Origin of the sequence: Allobranchiibius sp. CTAmp26, assembly GCF_017565405.1 — a bacterium.
Classification (GTDB): domain Bacteria; phylum Actinomycetota; class Actinomycetes; order Actinomycetales; family Dermatophilaceae; genus Allobranchiibius.
The window spans coordinates 44,441-64,490 of sequence record NZ_JAGEKR010000001.1 but is presented as its reverse complement, the minus strand read 5'-3'; the positions used below and the strand labels follow the sequence as shown (position 1 = coordinate 64,490).

At 71.4% G+C, this 20,050-nt stretch carries 19 protein-coding genes, 2 tRNA genes and 1 pseudogene; 15 read left to right on the top strand and 7 right to left on the bottom strand.

The genetic code is table 11. The features are described 5' to 3' along the window. Positions 1–80 precede the first annotated feature (80 nt). A tRNA-Arg gene (locus J4030_RS00325) sits at positions 81–153 on the bottom strand. Between the two features lie 211 nt (positions 154–364). Here J4030_RS00325 and J4030_RS00320 point away from each other — a divergent pair. The 3 genes from J4030_RS00320 to J4030_RS00310 all read left to right on the top strand — a co-directional run bounded on the left by J4030_RS00320 (position 365) and on the right by J4030_RS00310 (position 2,633). Then, positions 365–892 carry a hypothetical protein gene (locus J4030_RS00320; RefSeq protein WP_208047199.1) on the top strand — a complete coding sequence of 176 codons (528 nt, stop codon included), beginning with the start codon at positions 365–367 and terminating at the stop codon, positions 890–892. Between the two features lie 83 nt (positions 893–975). Beyond that, positions 976–1,809, top strand: coding sequence for an alpha/beta fold hydrolase (locus J4030_RS00315; RefSeq protein WP_208047198.1), 834 nt, complete (start codon positions 976–978; stop codon positions 1,807–1,809). Positions 1,810–1,844: 35 nt separating this feature from the next. After that, positions 1,845–2,633 (top strand): enoyl-CoA hydratase family protein, encoded by a 789-nt coding sequence (locus J4030_RS00310; protein ID WP_208047197.1) that lies wholly within the window; start codon positions 1,845–1,847, stop codon positions 2,631–2,633. 288 nt (positions 2,634–2,921) lie between these two features. Here J4030_RS00310 and J4030_RS00305 read toward each other — a convergent pair whose 3' ends face one another. Then, a complete protein-coding gene (locus tag J4030_RS00305; protein ID WP_208047196.1) occupies positions 2,922–4,316 on the bottom strand; it encodes an AI-2E family transporter in 1,395 nt (464 codons plus the stop codon). A gap of 473 nt (positions 4,317–4,789) precedes the next feature. Between J4030_RS00305 and J4030_RS18395 the strand changes: the two genes are divergently transcribed. Genes J4030_RS18395 through J4030_RS00290 form a run of 3 tightly spaced genes read left to right on the top strand, consistent with a single transcriptional unit; the run spans position 4,790 to position 10,618 of the window. Next, positions 4,790–6,598: a substrate-binding domain-containing protein gene (locus J4030_RS18395; RefSeq protein ID WP_208047195.1), complete on the top strand. Its 1,809-nt coding sequence runs from the start codon at positions 4,790–4,792 to the stop codon at positions 6,596–6,598. Positions 6,599–6,636: 38 nt separating this feature from the next. Beyond that, the gene (locus J4030_RS00295) at positions 6,637–10,386 is read left to right on the top strand and encodes a DEAD/DEAH box helicase family protein (protein ID WP_208047194.1); all 3,750 of its coding nucleotides are present in this window, start codon (positions 6,637–6,639) and stop codon (positions 10,384–10,386) included. Then, positions 10,379–10,618, top strand: coding sequence for a hypothetical protein (locus J4030_RS00290; protein ID WP_208047193.1), 240 nt, complete (start codon positions 10,379–10,381; stop codon positions 10,616–10,618). Before J4030_RS00295 ends, J4030_RS00290 begins: the two co-directional genes overlap by 8 nt. A gap of 6 nt (positions 10,619–10,624) precedes the next feature. On the opposite strand, the gene J4030_RS00285 is transcribed toward J4030_RS00290, so the two are convergent. Together J4030_RS00285 and J4030_RS00280 are read right to left on the bottom strand one after the other, a co-directional pair. Beyond that, a complete protein-coding gene (locus tag J4030_RS00285) occupies positions 10,625–11,275 on the bottom strand; it encodes an SAF domain-containing protein (protein ID WP_208047192.1) in 651 nt (216 codons plus the stop codon). Further along, positions 11,272–12,111 carry an S-methyl-5'-thioadenosine phosphorylase gene (locus tag J4030_RS00280; RefSeq protein WP_208047191.1) on the bottom strand — a complete coding sequence of 280 codons (840 nt, stop codon included), beginning with the start codon at positions 12,109–12,111 and terminating at the stop codon, positions 11,272–11,274. The genes J4030_RS00285 and J4030_RS00280 overlap by 4 nt, the downstream gene beginning before the upstream one ends. A gap of 117 nt (positions 12,112–12,228) precedes the next feature. On the opposite strand from J4030_RS00280, the gene J4030_RS18390 reads away from it, so the two are divergent. Further along, positions 12,229–12,474 (top strand): hypothetical protein, encoded by a 246-nt coding sequence (locus J4030_RS18390; RefSeq protein WP_307864508.1) that lies wholly within the window; start codon positions 12,229–12,231, stop codon positions 12,472–12,474. Positions 12,475–12,488: 14 nt separating this feature from the next. On the opposite strand, the pseudogene J4030_RS18385 reads toward J4030_RS18390, so the two are convergent. The 3 genes and pseudogenes from J4030_RS18385 to J4030_RS00265 all read right to left on the bottom strand — a co-directional run. Beyond that, positions 12,489–12,629 (bottom strand): annotated as a pseudogene (locus J4030_RS18385) (FmdB family zinc ribbon protein); the annotation flags it as partial. Between the two features lie 22 nt (positions 12,630–12,651). Next, positions 12,652–14,196: a potassium/proton antiporter gene (locus J4030_RS00270; protein WP_208047189.1), complete on the bottom strand. Its 1,545-nt coding sequence runs from the start codon at positions 14,194–14,196 to the stop codon at positions 12,652–12,654. Positions 14,197–14,221: 25 nt separating this feature from the next. Beyond that, entirely contained in the window at positions 14,222–14,758 is a 537-nt protein-coding gene (locus tag J4030_RS00265; protein ID WP_208047188.1) for a 5-formyltetrahydrofolate cyclo-ligase, read from the bottom strand. Between the two features lie 86 nt (positions 14,759–14,844). On the opposite strand from J4030_RS00265, the gene galU reads away from it, so the two are divergent. The 8 genes from galU to J4030_RS00225 all read left to right on the top strand — a co-directional run bounded on the left by galU (position 14,845) and on the right by J4030_RS00225 (position 20,019). Next, entirely contained in the window at positions 14,845–15,789 is a 945-nt protein-coding gene (galU, locus tag J4030_RS00260) for a UTP--glucose-1-phosphate uridylyltransferase GalU (protein ID WP_208047187.1), read from the top strand. Between the two features lie 19 nt (positions 15,790–15,808). Further along, the gene (gene glp / locus J4030_RS00255) at positions 15,809–16,999 is read left to right on the top strand and encodes a gephyrin-like molybdotransferase Glp (protein WP_208047186.1); all 1,191 of its coding nucleotides are present in this window, start codon (positions 15,809–15,811) and stop codon (positions 16,997–16,999) included. A gap of 1 nt (position 17,000) precedes the next feature. Continuing rightward, complete coding sequence (gene moaC, locus J4030_RS00250) at positions 17,001–17,477, top strand: cyclic pyranopterin monophosphate synthase MoaC (RefSeq protein ID WP_208047185.1); 477 nt, start codon at positions 17,001–17,003, stop codon at positions 17,475–17,477. Next, positions 17,470–17,946 carry a molybdenum cofactor biosynthesis protein B gene (locus J4030_RS00245; protein ID WP_208047184.1) on the top strand — a complete coding sequence of 159 codons (477 nt, stop codon included), beginning with the start codon at positions 17,470–17,472 and terminating at the stop codon, positions 17,944–17,946. The genes moaC and J4030_RS00245 overlap by 8 nt, the downstream gene beginning before the upstream one ends. After that, complete coding sequence (locus J4030_RS00240) at positions 17,943–18,566, top strand: GNAT family N-acetyltransferase (protein ID WP_243762646.1); 624 nt, start codon at positions 17,943–17,945, stop codon at positions 18,564–18,566. Before J4030_RS00245 ends, J4030_RS00240 begins: the two co-directional genes overlap by 4 nt. A 56-nt stretch (positions 18,567–18,622) precedes the next feature. Then, positions 18,623–19,606, top strand: a complete 984-nt coding sequence (locus tag J4030_RS00235) for a hypothetical protein (RefSeq protein WP_208047183.1) — start codon at positions 18,623–18,625, stop codon at positions 19,604–19,606. A 73-nt stretch (positions 19,607–19,679) separates the two neighbouring features. Continuing rightward, complete coding sequence (locus J4030_RS00230; RefSeq protein ID WP_208047182.1) at positions 19,680–19,898, top strand: DUF6199 family natural product biosynthesis protein; 219 nt, start codon at positions 19,680–19,682, stop codon at positions 19,896–19,898. A 48-nt stretch (positions 19,899–19,946) separates the two neighbouring features. Next, positions 19,947–20,019: transfer RNA gene (locus tag J4030_RS00225), tRNA-Ala, on the top strand. Positions 20,020–20,050 lie beyond the last annotated feature (31 nt).

Here is a 20,050-nt window from a genome sequence, read left to right as displayed (position 1 = left end):
GTCGAACGCGAGGACGGGGAGGGGTTCTTCTCCGGTCACTGCGCCTCGTTCGCCCGCGAGGCTCTGACCTGCGCGTTCAGTGCCCCCGGCATGATTCGAACATGCGACACCCGCTTTAGGAGAGCGGTGCTCTATCCCCTGAGCTACGAGGGCGGGGATGGTCGAGTCACGACGTACGCCGCATCGACCGGCGCTCGCGACCTGCGGAGCGACGCGCTGCAGGCTGGAGCGTGCTCGATCGTAGCCGAGCCGGCACGTCGGCTCGCAGCTCCGGCGGGCCGCAGACACGGGGCACGCCGGCGGCGCTCCGTGCGACGCTGGAGCATGCGCTGCGCCGCCGCCGTCCGAAGGTCGTGATCGTGCCGTGCCCGAGATCACCGACGAGATGCTGCTGCAGCTAACCGCTGCCGAACGCGCTCTGCTGACCGCCCGCCTGCAGGAGCTCGCTGCCGCCGACTACCACCCCCCGACCCGGGTGGTCCGGGCGTCCCGCTGGTTCCCGAGGGTCCTCGCCACCTGCTGCGCGCTGCTCGTGCCCTGGATCGCCACGCTGGCCGCTCGGCTTCCGCGGCACTATGTCGCCGGGCACTGGCAGGTGGTGTGGATCGGTTTCGACGTGGCGCTGCTCGGCGCCCTCGCCTGGGCGGCCTGGTCGCTGTGGCGCCGGCAGGTGATCGCCATCGCGGCCACGATCGTGGCGGCCACGCTGCTGCTCTGCGACGCGTGGTTCGACGTCACCACGTCGGCACCCGGGTCGGATCTGGCGGTCAGCCTCGCGACCGCGTGCCTGGTCGAGATCCCTCTCGCCGCGTCCCTGGTGTTCGTGTCCTACCGGGTGCGCACCGTCACCATCAGCCTGAGTCGGGGTCGCGCGCCGACCTTCCGTCGCTAACGGCGTCGGCATGCAATCCCTCCCCGCCGGGTAAACGAACCACGAAGCGAAGGACACCCCTCGACACAGGAGTACCCACTGCAATGACGACCGTGACCGCAAGCTCCGGAATCCTCGGCAAGACCAACCTGTACGTCGAGGACTCCGGTGGCGACGGTCGCCCCGTCGTCCTGATCCACGGCTGGCCGCTGTCCGGGGAGTCCTGGTCCGGCCAGGTGCCCGCGCTGCAGGAGGCCGGCTACCGCACGATCGTCTACGACCGCCGCGGTTTCGGCCGTAGCGACAAGCCCAAGACCGGCTACGGCTACGACACGCTGGCCGAGGACCTGGACGCCGTCCTCACCGAGCTCGACGTGATGGACGCGACCCTCGTCGGGTTCTCGATGGGCGGCGGCGAGGTCGCCCGCTATGTCTCGAAGTACGGCGAGAGCCGGCTGCGCAGTGTGGTCTTCGCCTCCGCCGTACCGCCGTTCATGCTGCAGGGCGGTGACAACCCCGACGGTCCGCTCACCAAGGCCGCCGCCGCGCAGATGGCCGCGCAGCTGACCAAGGACCAGGACGCGTTCTACGACGAGTTCACCACCGCGTTCTTCTCGGCCAACGGCGAGCTGAAGGTGACCGAGGCCCAGCGGCAGGACGCGCTGCGGATGGCCGGGCAGTCCAGCAAGATCGCGTCGCTGGCGTGCATGACGTCGTTCGGCACGACCGACTTCCGCGACGACCTGCCGAAGGTCACCGTGCCCACACTCGTCATCCACGGCGATGCCGACGGCACCGTGCCGTTCGAGGGGTCCGGCAAGCGCACCCACGAGGCCATCCAACAGAGCCGGCTGCACCTCATCGAGGGTGCCCCGCACGGAGCCAACGTCAGCCACGAGGCCGAGTTCAACAAGGCGCTGCTCGACTTCCTGACCTGAGCGTCGGTCGGGACGGCACGGGCCACAATGGCCCGATGACCGACTCCGACCAGCCCATCGACCCGCCCGCACTCGTCACGTACGACGTGTCCGGGCGGGTCGCCCGCGTCACCCTCGATTCGCCGCGCAACCGCAACGCGCTCAGCACCCGCCTGCTCGACGAGCTGCTGCGGGCGCTGGAGAGCGCGGCGCAGGACGAGTCGGTGCGGGTCGTCGTCCTCGGCCACACCGGCGGCACCTTCTGTGCGGGAGTGGACCTCAATGAGGTCACCGGCGAGGACGACCCGAACACCGCACGCGGGATTCGCCTGACGGCCGTGATGCGCGCGATCGCCGCGCACCGCTGCCCGGTGGTCGGGCAGATCGACGGGCACGTACGCGCGGGTGGGGTCGGCCTCGTCGCCGCCTGCGACCTGGTGATCGCGGGTCCGAAGTCGACGTTCGCCCTGACCGAATCGCGGCTGGGGCTCGCCGCGTTCGCCATCTCCCTGACGGTGCTGCCGCGCCTCACCAGCCGGGCGGCCGCGCGCTACTTCCTCACCGGCGAGACGTTCGACGCGGCGACGGCGCGCGACATCGGCCTGGCCACCGATGCGGCGGAGGACGCCGAGACCGGGGCTGGCGAGCTGGTCGACCGTCTCGTGCGGGCGTCGCCGCAGGGGCTCGCGGAGTCCAAGGCACTGGTGAATCGCGAGCTCCTCGCCCGTTTCGACCACGATCGCGAATGGGCCATCGAACAGTCCGCCCGGCTCTTCGCCTCATCCGAAGCGCGGGAGGGGATGGCGGCGTTCCTCGCGAAGCGGCCCCCGAGCTGGCTGGCCTGAACCTACGATCGCCCAGCACGTTCGGGCCGAGCGGGCCGAAACGGTCGTGGGCAGCGGTGGCGGGCGCGCGTTGGGGGCCGAGCGGGCCGAAACGGTCGTGGGCAGCGGTGGCGGGCAGGCGTTTGGGGCCGAGCGGGCCGAAACGGTCGTAGGCGCGGGTGGCGGGCGCGCGTTCGGGGCCGAGCGGGCCTTAACGATGCCGCGCGGTCCGTTACACGACCGTGCGAGGCGTGCGTGCGCTGACACCGGCGCCGCACGGTCTCTCGTGCGGCGCCGGAGTCGCGCGAGCTACTCGTCCTTCCAGCCGTCAGCCGCGTCGGACCCCTTTGTCTCCATCGGACCGTCGGGCTTCGAGCGGCGCACCCGCCCCAGGAGGCCGCTCACGCGCCCCTGTGGTTCGTCGTCGGTGCCGGGGCGCCGTGCCCGCCATCGCGTGGCCAGCACAGCGCCGTGCTTCTCCCCGGCTTCGGCGGCCATCACCCCTTCGGGCGTGATGGGTTCCAGCTGGTCGGCGTGCACGTCGCCGGTCCGCAGGTCGATCTGCTCGTTCATGTAGCGGAAGAGGACGGTGACGGTCGCGGCCACGGGGACGGCCAGGAACGCGCCGGTGATCCCGAACTCGTCACCGCCGAACGCCACCGACAGCAGCACGACGCCGGGGTGCAGCTCCATCGACCGGCTCTGGAAGATCGGGGACAGGATGTGCCCTTCGAGCTGCTGCACGAGCACGATGACCCCCAGCAGGATCAAGGCCTTGGTCAGTCCGACCGTCACCAGCGCGACCAACACGGCGATGGCGCCCGCCACGAACGCCCCGACGATCGGGATGAAGCCGCCGAAGAACGTCAGGACGACCAGCGGAAGCGCCAGCGGCACCTGCAGGACCCACAAGCCGATGCCGATGCAGATCGAGTCGATGGCGCTGACGATCGCCTGGGCCCGGATAAACCCCCCGAGGGTGCTGTAGGACCGAGAGAGCGCCTCGGTCAGGTGGGAGCCGGCGCCGCGGCCGGCGATCCGGCGTACGAAGGGCAGGAAACGCGGCCCGTCCTTGATGAAGAAGAAGGTCAACACGAGGGCGACCAGGAGCGAGACCAGCACCTGCGTGGCGACGGTGGCACCGGAGAGGACGCCGTTCGCGATCTTGTCCCCGCTGGTCTGCAGCTTGCCGGTCAATTGCTTCACGGCGCTGTTGAGCTGGGTGGAGGAGATGTTGAACGGCGCCTGGCTCAACCGGCTCTGCAGGTCGTGGACCCCGGCGACGGCCTTGTCGGTCAGATCGCTCCACTGCGAGCTGACGGTGGTGCCGATGAGGGTGAACACCCCGCCCAGGACGGCGAACATCCCGATCATCGTGGTCGCGGCGGCAAGCGCCGGTGGGAAGCCCTTGCTGCGCAACCATCGGGCCGGCGGCCACAGGACCGTCGACAGGATGAGCGCCAGGATCACCGGCAGCAGCGCGCTCCAGAAGATCCCGATGACCTTGAACAACACCCACACGCCCGCGGCGATGACCACGACCCGCAGCGACCAGCTGGCGGTCCATCGCAGTCCGGTGCTGATGACCTGTGAACGGTCCACCCCGACGTTCGGCGAGCGGTCGACGGCGTCCTGCCGAGTGGTGTCGGTGCGCTCCTCGACGTTCGGCTTCGCCAAAGACGCCGGACCCGGCCTCTGCGTCATGATGTGCTCCTTCGTCGAGGTCGTGTCCGGTCGCGCATCGCTGGGGCCCACCCAACCAGGTCCACCCCCGGCTGGTTGCACTCGAGGCTTCGGCCGAACCGCCGGTGCGCGCAACTACGCCCGGGTAACCTCGATCCATCATGGCAAGTGACAACGATCCTGAGCGACCCGCAGGCCCTCGCGGGCCACGTCGAGGTCCGCGTTCCTCGGGGCGGGGACCGGCCGACGAGCCGCAGGACCCCACCGAGGCCGGACCGGATCGCACGGACGCCGCATCGGATCGACCCCGCGGCGCGCAGGGGCGCCCGGCCGCCCGTAAGGCACCCTCGCCCTCGGGCAGCACCTCGGCTCGGCCCGCGCGCCCGCCGTCGGGCAGCACCTCGGCTCGCCCGGCGCCCGCGCCTTCGGGCAGCACCTCGGCGCCGAAGGCAGCCCCGCGTACGCCCCCTCGCACGTCCGTAGGAGGCCCGCCGGTGGGGGGCGCAGCCGCGAAGCAGGCACGTCCGGTGCCCTCGAGCGCGCCGCCCGACCGCTCGGCCCGCCCGGTCGGTGCCGGAGGCCCGAGGCCCTCCACCGCGTCGACGGGTGCGGCACGGACGGCCGCGCCGATGGCCGCCGGGGCGTCCGCAGGTGCATCGGCCGGCGGTGGGGGCCGCCGCCCGCGGCCCATCGGCAACCTCGCCCGGCTGGGCGCGCTCGCGTTGGCACTGGTGGTCGTGATCGTCGGGGCTCTGGTCTGGCAGGGCGGCCACTCCGGTGGCGGCGTCGCCGCGAGCGCCTGCCCCACGAAGACCCAGGTGAAGGTCGCCGTACCCGACGAGTTGTACGGCGTCGTCGTCCAGCAAGCACGCGCCGCCGAGGCAGCGGGTGTGTGCGCCTCGTACCTCGTGGTGGACGAACCCGCCGGCCAGGTCGCCAAAGACAGCGCCTCCGGTGGCAACGCGATCCCGGACGTGTGGATCCCCGACAGCCCGATCTGGGTCGACGACGTCTCCAGCAGGCTGGGTGCCGGGTGGGTCACCCAGGGCGGCACGATCGCCACCAGCCCCGTCGTGTTCGCCGTGCCCAAGAGCCTGCAGGGCAACCCCGCGTTCGACAAGAAGACCGATTGGCGCACGATCTTCGAGTCGGGTCTGCCGATCTCGGTCAGCGACCCCACGACCTCCTCCACCACGATCTCGGCAGCGGCCACGGCCGAGCAGCTGACCACCGACACGCTGCAGCGCACCGGCTTCTTCAAGAGTCTGGTCACGCTCAGCAGAAGCGCGGAGAGCCAGCGGACCCTGCAGGGCAAGGCGACCAAGGGTGCGTCGGTCGCCCGGATGTACCCCTCGACCGAGCAGCAGGTGCTCGCGTTCAACCGGGCGCATCCCACGCAGCGACTGCTCACCTTCACCCCGAAGCAGGGTGCGCCGCAGCTGAGCTACCAATGGGTCGTGCCCGTGAAGGCGAACGCACCGGACAGCAAGGTGCTCTCCGCCCTCTACCAGCGGTTGACCTCACCGGCCGTGAAGGGTCAGCTGGTCGCCGCCGGGTTCCGGGTCGCTGGCAGTGCCCCACCCAGCCCCTCGGCGCTTCCGAGCTACGCCAAGCTGATCCCGCAGCCCAGCCGCGCCGAATCGGTGCTGGCGGTGAAGGACTACAACGACCTGGCCAAGGACGCGCGGATGCTCGTCATGCTCGACGTGTCCGGGTCGATGAGCACGCCGATCGACCAGGGAGAGAGCCGGATCCAGCTGCTCGAGCAATTCTCGATCGGTGCGGTCAACACGCTGCCGCCGACCACGAAGATCGGCGTGTGGGCGTTCTCCACGAACCTGGTCGGCACCCAGCCGTGGCTGGACGAGTCCGGCGGGATCCAATCCATCGCGCACACCCCGACCGGCACGGCGTACAAAGCCAGGCTCGTCGCGGCCGTCAAGACCCTGCCCGGGCTGGTCGTGCGGAACGGTGACACCGCCCTCTACGACAGCACGTGGGCGGCGTACCAGCGGGTGAGTGCCGGTTACGACGCCCGATACGTCAACTCCGTGGTGATCCTGACCGACGGCGCCAACGACAATCCGGCCGGCGGCCTGCGCCTGCAGCAGCTGCTCACCAGGCTGCGCAACGCCTACAACCCCGACAAGCCGGTCAAGATCGTCGCCATCGGGATCGGCAACCAGATCGACAAGTCGGCGCTGGACGCCATCGCGTCCGCGACCAACGGACTGTCCTACCAGGCGCTCACCGCCAGCGACGTCACCAACGTGTTCCTGGACGCCTTCCTCAAACGCAGCTAGTGCGCAGCGGCGGCGGGTCGCACCGTTAGCCTGTCGTCGTGACAGACCTCGAGACCGGCGCGGACGAATCAACCCGGACCGCACTGGTTTCAACAGCTGCCAAGAAGTGGCAGGAGCAGCTGTCCGCCCTCGGCGGGCCCAACTCCCTGCTCTGGGATGCCGGCAGCGCCGCCGATCAGCGGCTCGACCTGACCACGGCGCACCCTGCGGGGATGGCCCGGCTGCTGTCCTCAGGAGCCGTTCGCTTCTCGGAGCTGTTCCGCGAACCGGCCGCGCGTGAGCGCGTACTCGAGCAGGGGCGCGCCGTCGCCCACCTCGCCGCTCGCCTCTACGACGACTTCGGCCTCACGTCCTGCCATCTGGCGGCGGGCACCGCGAGCTGGTCCTGGGCAGGTGCCGACCGGACGCCCCACGCTCCGGTGCTGCTGCGTGCGTGCACCCTGCGTCCGGTCGCCGACGACCTGCACCTGGTGGTGTCCGATCGGGTCGAGGTCAACCCGGTCCTGGTCGCGACCCTGACCGCTCTCGGCGTGGATCTCGATACCCGCGCCGTGCTCGACGCGGTGGCGCTCGGCAGCAACTTCGACCCGCGGGCGGCGTACGACGTCATGCGGGGCGCGTGCGCCGGGCTGCTGGACTTTCGGATCGAGCCGCGCCTGACGGTGGGCGTCTTCAGCCGCTTCAAGTTGCCGTTGATGCGGGACCTGCCCGACCAGGCGGCGACGCTGGCTCAGGGTCACGTCGTGCCCGCGCTCGCCGGCGACCCCGAGGAGATGGACGAGGTCGCGGCGGTGCCGCCGGACTACAGCGAGCACGACCCCCGGGACGAGTGGCTGGCGGTCGACCTGGACTCCACGCAGCAGGAGGTCGTCGACGCCGTCGTCGCCGGTGCGAACCTGTGTGTGCTCGGCGCCGCCGGCACCGGCAAGACGCACACCGCCTCCGCGCTGATCGCCTCGATGGCGGCGCAGGGGCGGCGAGTGCTCTTCGTCGCACACGCCCGCGCGACCATCGACGACGTCCAGCAGCACCTGGCGGCGGCCGGCCTCACGGACGTGATGCTCGACCTGGGCCTGCCGGACCGCACCTCCGCCCAGGTGCTCGACCACCTGCACGAGGTCCTGCGGGCCTCGTCGAGCTCCGCGGAGCAGGCGCCGGCACTCGACGTGGACGTCGCCGCACTGCGAGCGCGCGTGCAGCAGCACTACGCCCTCATGCACGAGCCCCTCGACCCGTGGGGCGTGACCCTCGACGAGGCTCAGGACCAGCTCACCCGGCTCAGCCGCCGCACGCCGCCGCCGCGATCGAGGGTCCGGCTGACCGGCGACACACTGACCGGGATCGGCGGCACCCGCCGGCGCCAGGACCTGCAGCAACAGCTCTCGTCGGTCGTCGCGAACGGCGCGTGGTCCACGACGGGGGAGACCGACGCGTGGTACGGCGCGCGGCTGGTGGGGCCGAGTCAGACCGAGCGTGCGAAGGAGCTCGTCGAGCGGCTCGCGGGCGACGAACTGGCGACCCACCGGTCACGATGGACGCAGCTGTGCACCGACCTCGGTCTGCTCGCACCGAGCAGCCTGCTCACCGAGGAGGAGATGCTCGAGCTGCTGCGGCAAGTACATCAGACGCTGGAGATCTTCCAGCCGGAGATCTTCGACGCCCCCCTGGACGACATGGTCGTCGCCACCGCCGGACGGCGCGACCGGGCCGGTGTCGAGCACCGCGTGGGCGCGCTCGAACGTCGCAGGCTCGAGCGGCAGGCCCGTGCACTGCTGCGTCCAGGTGCCCCTCCGCGCGATCTGCACGCGGTGCTCGCGCGGGCCCGTGACCAGCGACAGCAATGGCGTGCGGCCGCCGGACCGGGTGCCCGCCCGTCGACCCGCACCAGCCTGCCCGAGCTCGCCCGGCACACCGAGGCGCTGCGCGGCGATCTGGAATGGCTGGGTGAGCGGCTGGCCGACACCCCCGACGGTGGCGACCTGATCGGGGCGGACTACGACGCTCTCCAGGAACGACTGGAACTTCTCGCGGCCCAGCCCGCGCGCCTGCAGGCCGCTGCGGCATCCCTGCCGACCCTGGACCGGTTGCGCGACTTCGGGCTCGGGGATCTCCTCATCGACCTCGCGTCCCGGCACGTGCAGGCGACGGAAGCCGCACAGGAGCTGGAGTTCGTCTGGTGGGCCTCGATCGTCGACCACGTTGCCCGGACGGTCCCGGCGTACGAAGAGTCCACCGGGGATCAAGTGCGTGGCACCGCGCAGGCGTACGCCGCCGCCGACAGCCGGCATCGCAGCCTCGGCGCCACCCGACTGCGTGCGACGATCGGCGGGCAGCGAGTCGCCGCCGAACGCGATCTGCCCGACCAGGTGGGATCGCTCGAACGCCATCGCGGACGGGTCGGTGAGTTGCTCGGGGTGGCACCGGAGCTCGCGACCGCCCTCGCGCCCTGCTGGGCCATGTCGCCCCTCGCGGTGCCCTCGCACCTGCCCTCCGGCCTCTGGTTCGACGCCGTCATCGTCGACGACGCGTCGGCGGTGTGGACCGCGCATGCCATCCCGGCGATCGCCCGGGGCGCGCAGCTCGTCGTCTTCGGCGACCCGGCCGGTGCGGCGCCTGCTCCCTTCCCCACCGGTCCCGCCGCGCGGGGAGGCGACGTCCTGCTCGACCGGGCCCGCGAGCTGTTCCCGGTGCGCACCCTCGGCACCCACTACCGCTCGTTCGATGAGCGGATCTTCGGTTTTGCGGCGTCGCGGGTCTACGACGAGGAGATCGTCACCTTCCCGGCGGCCGACCAATCGGGCGGCCTGCGCCTGGACGTGGTGGGAGAGGCCCGCTACGACGCGGGCACGTCGCCGGACGAGGTCGAACGCGTCGTCCAGGTGCTCCTGGACCAGGTGCGCACGCGGCCTGAGGAGAGCGTGGCGGTGCTGGCGTTCGACACCCGGCACGCCGACCGGATCCGTGCGGCGCTGCGCACGGCCGCGGACGACACCGGGACGGCCGCGTTGCTGAACGCTTCGTCGGTGACCACCCCGGACCGTGCCCAGGGCCTGGTCCGAGACGCTGTCATCGTGGCCGTCGGGATCGGTCGCGATGCCCGCGGACGAGTGCCGCAGCGACTCGGCGCGGTGAGCGAGGCGGGGGGCGAACGCCTGGTGACCACGGCGATGACTCGGGCGCGGCGCCGGGTCGTGGTCGTGTCCGGCGTCTCGGGCGAGGACCTCGATCCGTCGGCACTGCGCTCGCGGGGTGCGTTGCTGCTGCGCGATTACCTGCTCTACGCCGCATCCGGCGGGTCGGGCCGACGGATCACCCGAGGCGACGATGCGTCCTCGTCAAGTGCGTCAGCACGTCGGCGGCGTACGGCGTCCACGGGGAGCGTGCTCGATGCGCCGGTCGCGCCGCAGAGCTCGCCGTCCGATCTGTCCGTGGCGGTCGCCGACCTCGCGCGCCGGCTCACCGCCGAAGGTCTGACGGTGCACACCGGGCACGGTCTGGGCGACCCGCGGATCGACCTGGCGGTCGAGGACCCCAAGCGTCGCGGTGAACTCCTGGTTGCCATCGAGACCGACGGGGCGGCCTACGCCTCGCTGCCCTACGCCCGCGACCGTGAGCGGATCCGGCCCGCGCAGCTGCGGGCCCGCGGTTGGAGCCACGAACGGGTGCTCACCCGTGATCTCTTCCGCGACCCCGCCAAGGAGGTCGCCCGGCTGATGCGGGCGGTGCACGCCGCGTCCTCCCGGCGCAACGCGGTGCCAGGACTGTCGCCACAGCGTCACGATGACTGAGAGTCGCCGTCGTCCGCGCCGCGCCGTGCGGCCGCCGACGGGCACGCCGCGCGACGAACCGGCGGAGCCGACCGACGACCTGTCGGTGTCGGCGGACGATACGGACGAGGGCTGGTCCGGTGCGGGCGAGACAGCGGCGGGCGCACGCTCGAGCGATCAGGGTGAGCACGGCGGGCGTGGTGACCGCGACGAGCGATGGTGGCGCGAGCAGCGCCCACCGCACTGGGAATGACGCGGCTCAGGCCGCGGGGCGCAGCACCACGGACAGCTGGGTGCCGGCCGTGCGCGACATCGCGGTCTCGGCGGCGATGCGCGAGGCGACGGAGCTGGGCGCGCTGACCCATACCGCACCCGCGGTGTCGTCGGTGCGTGAGCTGGTGGGCGCGGTGACCAGGAGCACCGGGAGGTCCGCACCCACCGGCCCGGTCGCACCCAGGACGTCGATGTGGTCGCCCGTCCGCAGCAGCCCGGTCAGCGTCGGGTCGGCGATCGGCACGGACACGACCACGTCTCCGGCGCGCACCCCGGGCCAGTGGCGGCTCGTGCGCACCCGGGAGGCGGTCACCGGTTCGCCCGCGGCGATCACCCCCGTGGTGACCGATCCCTGGGCGGCCGCGCTGGGGAGCGCCCCCGCGAGGGAGGCACCGGAGGGCCACCGACGCTCCCGCAGGTCGCCGGGCAGCATCACGTGGCCGGCCGGAAGGTCGCGGGCCGCCACGACGATGGTCCGGGACGCGGCAGCCCGGCCCTGCAGAGCTCCCCAGCCGAGCAGCCCGGCGATCAGGAGCAGACCGGCACTCGCCACGCGGCGACCGCGGGCGCGGCGCCACGCGGCCGCCCGGCTGGTCCCGCGCCAGGCGGGCGGCAGCAGGGCGTGCGCCCGGCTCACGGCAGGGTGAAGGGCAGCGACAGTCCGTCGAGCGCGCGCCGGCAGCCGCACGTGGCGTCGGCGTCGGAGACGGGCGCCGGCATCCGGGCGATGGTGTCCATCAGCAGCGACTTCAGTCCTTCGATGTTGCGCTCGAAGACGCGCAGCACCTCGGTGTGGCTGACGGCCTCACCGGAGTCGACCCCGGCGTCCAGGTCGGTGACCAGGCACACCGAGGTGAAGCACATGGCCAACTCACGCGCGATCGCCGCCTCGGGCATCCCCGTCATACCCACCACGCTCCAGCCCGCAGACTGGTGCCACAGCGACTCCGCGCGGGTGGAGAACCGCGGGCCGTTGATGACCACCATCGTGCCCCCGTCGACCAGGTCGAGTCCGGGCGCAGCGGAGTCGGACGAGCCCAACACGGCTGAACGCCCGTGCGGGCAGTACGGATCCGCGAGACTGACGTGCACCACGGTGCCGGGCTCGTCGTAGACGGTCTGGTCCCTGCCGTAGGTGCGGTCGACGACCTGGTCGGGCACGACGACGGTGCCGGGCCCCTGCTCACGGATCAACGAGCCCACGGCGCAGGGCGCCAGCACCTGGCGCACCCCCACGGAGCGCAGAGCCCACAGATTGGCGCGGTAGTTGAGCCGGTGCGGGGGGTAACGGTGACCCTGTCCGTGGCGGGCGAGGAACGCGACGCGCCGCCCGGCGACGTCGCCGATGACGATGTCGTCGGTCGGGTCCCCGAACGGGGTGGTCACCTTGACGTGCTCGGTGTCCTCCAGGAAGGAGTAGAAGCCCGATCCGCCGATGACGCCGAGGTCGGCAGGTGCTGCAGCTGTAGTCATGGCCGCACGCTATCCATCGGACGCGAGCGGCCCACCGGTCGGGCGGTGCGGTGTGGGCAGCCGCCCGCCGGCGGCAGGGATGTGGAAAAGCGCTCGGACGGCGGTCAGGAGGCGGGCTTGGAGCCTGCGGTACTGCCGGAGGAGGACGACCCCGTGGAGCCGGTGGAGCCCGACGCGCCCGACGCCGGCTTCGGCGACGAGGACGAGGACGAGGAGGACGACGAGTCGGAGGATCCCGAGGACGAGGAGTCCTTGGACGGAGCGGGCGACGCCTCGGAGGACGTGCTGCTGTCGGAGGAACTGCTCGAGGTGTTCGAGCTGGTCGACTTCTTCTTGTCCGCGTCACGGCTGTCGTTGCGGTAGAAGCCCGACCCCTTGAAGACGACGCCCACCGAACCCCACACCTTGCGCAGGTTTCCGCCGCAGTTGGGACAGATGCTCAGGGAGTCGTCGGTGAAGGCCTGCGAGATGTCGAACGCGTGGCCGCAGTCCTTGCACGCGTATGAGTAGGTGGGCACGGCCGCCAAGTCTAGGAGAGGGCTAGGTCGTGCCGGACCCGCGGGCCCGCCAGTCGGCCAGGCGCCCGCCCTGGCTCACCGCGCGTACCCGGCGGATGGTGGCGCTCCGGGTGGACGCTGTGGTCACCAACAGCAGCTGGTCACTGTGCCGCAGGACCGTGCGACGGTCGGGGACGAAACTGGCGCCCTCGCGCACCACCATCGTCACGTTCGCGCCCGGCGGCAGCCGCAACTCGTGCAGCTCCACTCCGTGCAGCCGCGAGCGCGGGCCGACGCTCACCTGCAGCATCTCGGCGTGCAGGTCCTCCAGCGGCGTGGATTCCACCTGCATGTCCAACGCCTGGGAGTCGTCGATCAGCCCGAGGCGCCGTGCGAGCGCGGGCAGGGTCGGTGCCTGGAGCAGGGTGAAGATCACCACGAGCACGAAGACCAGGTCGAAGATCCACTCCGTACGCGGTGTGCCGAGGGTCAGCGGGACGGTCGCGAGGACGACGGGAACAGCACCGCGCAGCCCCGCCCAGGACAGGAACATCTGCTCGCGCCACCGGAAGCCGAACCAGGACATGCTGGCGACGATCGAGGCCGGCCGGGCGAGCAGCAGGAGCACCAGTCCGATCACCAGGGCGGGCACCAACTGCGCCTCCAGGCGGGAGGGGGAGGCCAGCAGCCCGAGCAGCACGAAGAGCCCGATCTGGGCGAGCCACCCGAGGGCCTGCCCGAAGCCGAGCACCGCCTGTCGGTGCGGCAGGTGCAGGTTGCCCAGCACCAGCGCGGTCAGATAGCACGCGATGAACCCGCTGGTGTGCGCGAGCGTCGCCCCGGCGTACGAGAGCACGCAGATGGCCATGATGCCGATGGAGAAGAGGCCGGAGGAGCCGACACCGGCACGCCGGATCAGCCGGCCGAGCCCCCAGCCGAGCAGCAGCCCGATCACGGCACCGCCGGCGAGTTCGAAGACCGCCATCAGCACCACGACCCACCAGGGGCTGCCCGCGTGGCCCGGTGTGGCGGCCTCGGCGAGGGCGATGACGATGAGGACGACGGGGGCGTCGTTGAAGCCCGACTCGGCCTCCAGGACGCCGGTCAGCCGGTGCGGCAGGGGCACGTTGCGCAGCACGGAGAACACGGCGGCGGCGTCGGTGGAGGACACGATTGCGCCGAGCAGGAAGCTGATCTGCCAGGACAGGTCGAGCAGGAAGTGCGAGGCGACCCCCACGACGGAGATCGAGACCACCACCCCGAGGGTGGAGAGCAGCGCGGCGGGTGCCACGGAGGATCGGATCGTCGACCACCGGGTCGTGAGCCCGCCCTCGGTGAGGATCAGCACCAGGGCGGTGTACCCGAGGACCTGCGTCAGCGTCGGGTCGTCGAAGCGGATGCCGAAGCCCGCCTCGCCGATGGCCACCCCGATCGCGAGGTAGAGCAACAGCGTCGGCAGGCCGGAGCGGTTCGCGAGCCGCACGGCCGCGACCGAGACCAGCAGCACCAGGGAGCCCACGAGCAGGGCGACGGCCAGCTGGTGCGGCCCGAAGGAGTCGATCGCCGCGGAGCCCCCCGACGTCGGCATGGAGGTCTCCTTCCGCAGCAAGTCGTCATTCTGTCAGGTGTCGCACCCCGGCACGCGGCGTGAGGACGGCGTCCACGGCGAGGTCGTGCGGTTCGCTCGGCACGACGTCCGCCAGCTCGTCGTCGTACACCACGGCGAGCACCAGTGCCCCGGGCGAACGCCGGTGCAGCGCCCGGTCGTAGCTGCCCCCACCCTGTCCGAGTCGCATGCCGCGACGGTCGACCGCCAGCGCCGGGACGATCAACAGGCTCGCCCCGGAAACGTACGACGGGTCGTGCGAGTTCCCGTCATCCCAGCCGAGATCGTTGTCCGGCAACAGGATCGGCATCATGACACGCCATCCGGTGTGTCCGAGCAGCTCCACCATCGCACGGGTGGGCGGCTCGGTCGGCAGCGCGTCGTACGCCGCGACGTGACCGGGCGGCGTACCTCCCAGCAGGTCCCGTAGGTGCCCGGCGAGCGCCAAATCGTCCCCGGCACGCTCATGTGGGGGGCGTGCGCGACGGCCCGCCCGGATGAGCGCCCGGGCAGCGGGCTTGTCGTGCGGGAGCTCGCGCCACATGGCCCCAGTGTGCCGACAGACGTCCCGCGGAGGGGGGTCCGGGGAAGGCGTCACCCGCATCACCGGTCAACGGTTAGCCTTCGGGCATGACGGCACCCCACAACACCGACGTGCACAAGGCCGTGATCCCCGCGGCGGGCCTGGGCACCCGGTTCCTGCCCGCCACCAAGGCGATCCCCAAGGAAATGCTCCCGGTCGTGGACAAGCCCGCGATCCAGTACGTCGTCGAAGAGGCCATCCGCGCCGGATGCGACAACATCCTGACGATCACCGGCCGCAACAAGGTCGCGATGGAGAACCACTTCGACCGGCACTGGGAGCTGGAGCAGGCCCTGGAGAAGAAGGGCGATGACCTGCGCCTGGACAGGGTGCGCAAGTCGGCCAACCTCGGCAACGTGCACTTCATCCGCCAGGGCGAGCCGCTCGGCCTCGGCCACGCTGTGCTGTGCGCGAAGCCGCACGTCGGCGACGAGCCGTTCGCGGTGCTGCTGGGCGACGACCTCATCGACGAGACCGAGGACCTGCTGGAGCGGATGATCGCGGCTCGCGGCGCGCACGGCGGCTCGGTCGTGGCGCTCATGGAGGTGCCGGACGACCAGGTGCATCTCTACGGGTGTGCCGACGTCGAACTGATCGAGGGGGAGCGCGACCTCGTTCGCGTGAAGTCCCTGGTGGAGAAGCCGGAACCCGAGGAGGCGCCGAGCAATTTGGCGATCATCGGCCGCTATGTGCTCGACCCGGCGATCTTCGACGCGCTGGAGAAGACGCAGCCCGGTCGCGGCGGGGAGATCCAGCTGACCGACGCCATGCTCCAGCTGACCGACCCGGAGCTGCCCGGCGGCGGGGTCACCGGCGTCATCTTCCGCGGCAACCGCTACGACACCGGTGACCGGCTGGACTACCTGAAGGCCGTGGTGCGGCTCGCTGCCCGGCACCGCGACTTCGGCGATTCGTTCCGCGACTGGATCCGTGACTGGGCTGCCTCGGACGAGGCGGAGGGCAAGGCCGAGCACCGCGTCATGGAGCACTGAGCGCCCCCGGGCGCAGAACATGCGTAGCGTCGAGGACCACCGCCAGCAGCTGATCGACCGGGTGCGGCCGCTCGCGGCCCGCCGGATCCCGGTGCTCGCACCAGAGTTGCTCGGGTCGGTGCTGGCCGCCGACGTCGTCTCCGGTGCGGCGTTGCCCGGTTTCGACAACTCCGCGATGGACGGGTACGCCGTCCGCGCGGCCGACGTCGCTGCGGCACCGGTGACGTTGCCGGTCGACGGCGACATCCCGGCCGGTGACACCCGCCGGTCGACGTTGGCGCCGGGCACCGCCTGGCGGATCATGACCGGGGCGCCCATGCCCGCCGGCGCGGACAGCGTGGTGCAGGTCGAGATCACCGACGGCGGCACGCGAACGGTGCGCATCGAACGGTCCGTGGCCGTCGGCACCGCCGTACGCCGGCTCGGCGGGGATGTCGAGAAGGGCGACGTGGTGGCCCTGGCCGGCACCCAGGTCGCGCCGTGGCACATCCCGGCCATCGTCTCGGCGGGGCACGTCGACGTCGACATCTTTCCCAGGCCCCGCGTCGGGATCGTGACCACGGGTGACGAACTGCGTTCCGCCGGAAGCGATCTGGCATACGGCCAGGTCATCGACTGCAACGGACCGATGCTGGCGTCGCTGGTGGCGGCGCACGGCTTCACCGTCGGACCGGTCCGCACGGTCGGCGACGAGGGCCCGCAGACCCGTGCGGCGCTCACCGCGCTCGCGGAGGAGGTCGACGCGATCGTGACGTCCGGCGGGGTGAGCGCGGGCGCGTTCGAGCCCCTGAAGCTGGCTTTCGCCGACGACTTCGAATTCACCCAGGTCGCGATGCAACCCGGCAAACCCCAGGGATTCGGGATGCTCGGTGATGTGCCGGTGTTCTGTCTGCCGGGCAACCCGGTCAGCTCCCTGGTCTCGTTCGAGGTGTTCGTGGCGCCGGCCCTGCGCAGGATGGCGGGGAGGCCGGTGGACGCGCTCAGCGTTCGCGCGACGGTGCAGACCGGCTGGACCTCGCCGCCCGGACGTGCACAGTTCGCCCGCGTCGTGCTCGATCGCGAACGGCGGATCGTCTCCTCCGGCGGTCAGGCCTCGCACATCATGGGTGGGCTGGCGGCCGCGAACGCCCTGGCCTTCGTGCCGGCCGAGGTCACCCGGGTGAGCGAGGGTGATGTGCTGGAGGTCTTCCCACTGATCGGTGGCCCCTGACATGGACCGACTGACCCATCTCGACGACGCCGGTGACGCCCGGATGGTCGATGTCTCGCAGAAGCCGGTGACCGCACGGGAGGCGCAGGCACGCGGGCGGGTGCTGTTGTCGGCGCGGGCGATCGCCGCGCTCCGCGAGCGGACGGTGCCGAAGGGCGATGCGCTGGCCGTGGCGCGGATCGCGGGCATCCAGGCCGCGAAACGCACCCCCGAGCTCGTACCGCTGGCCCACCCGGTCGCCGTACACGCGGTCTCAGTGAGCCTGACGGTGCGCGACGACGGCGTCGACATCCAGGCCGAGGTGCGCACCGCCGACCGCACCGGCATCGAGATGGAGGCCCTCACCAGCGTCTCGGTCGCGGCCCTGGCCCTGGTCGACATGATCAAGGCCGTCGACAAGCACGCCCGGATCACCGACATCCGGGTGACGGCGAAATCCGGTGGTCGCTCAGGGGATTGGAGCGAGGGCGATGCCTAGGGCCCTCATCATCACCTGCTCGGACCGCGCCTTCATGGGCGAGTACGACGACCGGTCCGGTCCGCTGCTCGTGGCGGCAGTGCGGGAGTGGGGGTTCGACGCGGACGAGGCGCAGATCGTCCCCGACGGCCCGCCGGTCGGTGATGCCTTGCGCGCCGCCGTGGCGGACGGGGTCGACCTGGTCCTCACGACAGGGGGCACCGGCCTCTCGCCGTCGGACCACACCCCGGAGGAGACCGCCGCATTGCTCTACCGCCGGGTGGCCGGCATCCCGGAGGCACTACGGGCCGCGGGCGTGCGCAAGGGCGTGCCATCCGCCGTCCTGTCGCGGGGGCTGGCCGGAGTGGCCGGCCGCACGCTCATCGTCAACCTGCCCGGTTCCACGGGCGGAGTGCGGGATGCCATCGAGGTGCTGCGTGACGTGGTGCCGCACGCCGTCGCTCAGGTGCACGGTGGGGGCGACCATTGAGCGAACGGCTGTGGCCGGTCGCGATCGCGGGTGATTGGCGCGGGATGCGCGTCATGCTGCGCCCGTTGCGTGCCCGGGCCGACCGGGCCGAGTTCGTGCGGTTGCGCGCGCAGAATGCCGCGTGGACCCGAGAGTGGGACTCGACCTCGCCGACCCAGCAGGCGCCCGTGTCCTTCGCGCAGATGGTGCGCCAGCAGGACCGCCAGGCGGCGCGCGGCGAGCTGCTGCCCTTCGCGGTCGCGGTCGACGGCGAACTGGTCGGGCAGATGCACCTGTTCAACATCGTGCGCGGCGCCCTGCGGTCCGCGGGGGTCGGCTACTGGATCTCCCAGCGGTACGCCGGCCGCGGCATCACGCCGTTCGCCCTGGCGACAGCGATCGACCATGCTTTCGAGACGGTCGGACTGCACCGCGTCGAAGTCAACATCCGACCCGACAACCACTCCAGCCTGGCCGTCGTGCGCAAGCTCGACCTGCGCGACGAGGGCCTGCGCCGGGCGTATCTGCACATCAACGGGCAGTGGCGCGATCACCGCTCGTTCGCGGTCGTCAGGGAGGACCTCGCGGCCGGCGAGACGATGGTGGGGAGACTGCGGACCACCTATCCGGAACCGGTCTGACGACACACCGACGCCGCTGCGGTGCAAGGCTTTCCGTACGCCGTAGCGTCACCCTCGTGGACAACCCGAGCAGCCTCATCTTCGTTGCGATCGTGGTCGTCTGGGCCGGTTGGCTTCTGCAACACCAGATTCGTCGCCGGCAGGTGCTGCTGACCGCCCGCACGGTCGAGACGTTCTCCGACGCGATGCGGGTGCTGGAGCGCCGCGCACCGGTCACCGCCGCCGCGTCCCACGAGACCGGCGCGGCTCGCACCTCCCTGCGTGCCGGCACCATGATCCACGGGGAACACCCCCTGCCCGATGAGCCGCAACTTCCTGCACACCACTCGAACGAGGTTGCCATGCCTGCGGATTCGCCCACGACGAACAAGCTGCACGAGGTGCTCGACCGGGCGCGAACGGTGGCGGCAGCCCGCCGCACCCGCGGCATCGCCCTCCTGGTCGCGACGGGTCTCTTCCCGTTGACGCTGCTCCTCGTGGTCGTCGGGGCGCTGTCCTGGGTCGCGCTGATCGCCTCCCTGATGCTGTTCGCGGCCGTCGTGCTGTGGCTGCGCGCGGAGACCGTGGCCGAGCACCGTCGTTCGGGCCAGGTGGCCCCGGCGATGCGTCGAGCGCCGCAGGCCTCCCGCCCGCAGCAGTCACGCCAGACCGCTCCTTCCGCGCAGCCCGTTGCCCGCCGGCGGGCCATCGCGGAGCGTCACGACGACGAGACGCACGTGGAGCTGATCCGCTGGGACGACGTGCCGTTCGACGCTCAGCCGGCGCCGGTCCGGGCGCAGCAGGCCCCTGCCGCGCAGGTCGGCGAGGAGACGAGTCCCGAGGCTTCGACGCCTCCCGCTGCCTCACAGGTCGCCGCCGACGGCACCTGGTCGCCCGTGCAGGTGCCGAAACCGACCTACACGATGAAGGCCAAGGCGCCCGACCGCGCCCCTGCCGCGCCGGCGTCCTACGAGAACGTGCCGGTCCAGGAACTGCCCTTCGACGGGATGGCGCTCGACCCCGAGGTCGAGGAGTTGCCCTCAGCTTTCCGGGCCGGCTGACCACGTACCTGGAATTTCTCTGGGAACGGCGCATACGGGCCCAGGACCGTTGTCTTTACTCTAGGTTCGCGTCATGCACTGGTTCTTCATCCCCTTCTTCATCCTGTTCTTCGGCATCTCGCTGTGCAACGTGCTCGCGCCCGAGGCGACCTGGCGGCGCACCCGCGCGTGGCAGTACAGGAACCCCTCAGCGGCCGAGCCCAGCGCCGCCGCCTTCAAGATGCAACGCATCGGCGGGGCGGTCGGAATAGTGATCGGGCTCGTGCTGCTGATCGTGACGCTCAGCAAGTGAGCCGGTTCGGCGTACGCACCGTCCGGTGTTAGAGTTTCGCTTGCTTTTGGGGCTGTGGCGCAGTTGGTAGCGCGTCTCGTTCGCAATGAGAAGGCCAGGGGTTCGAATCCCCTCAGCTCCACCGATGGCAGACCCCGTCTGACCGGCGCGAC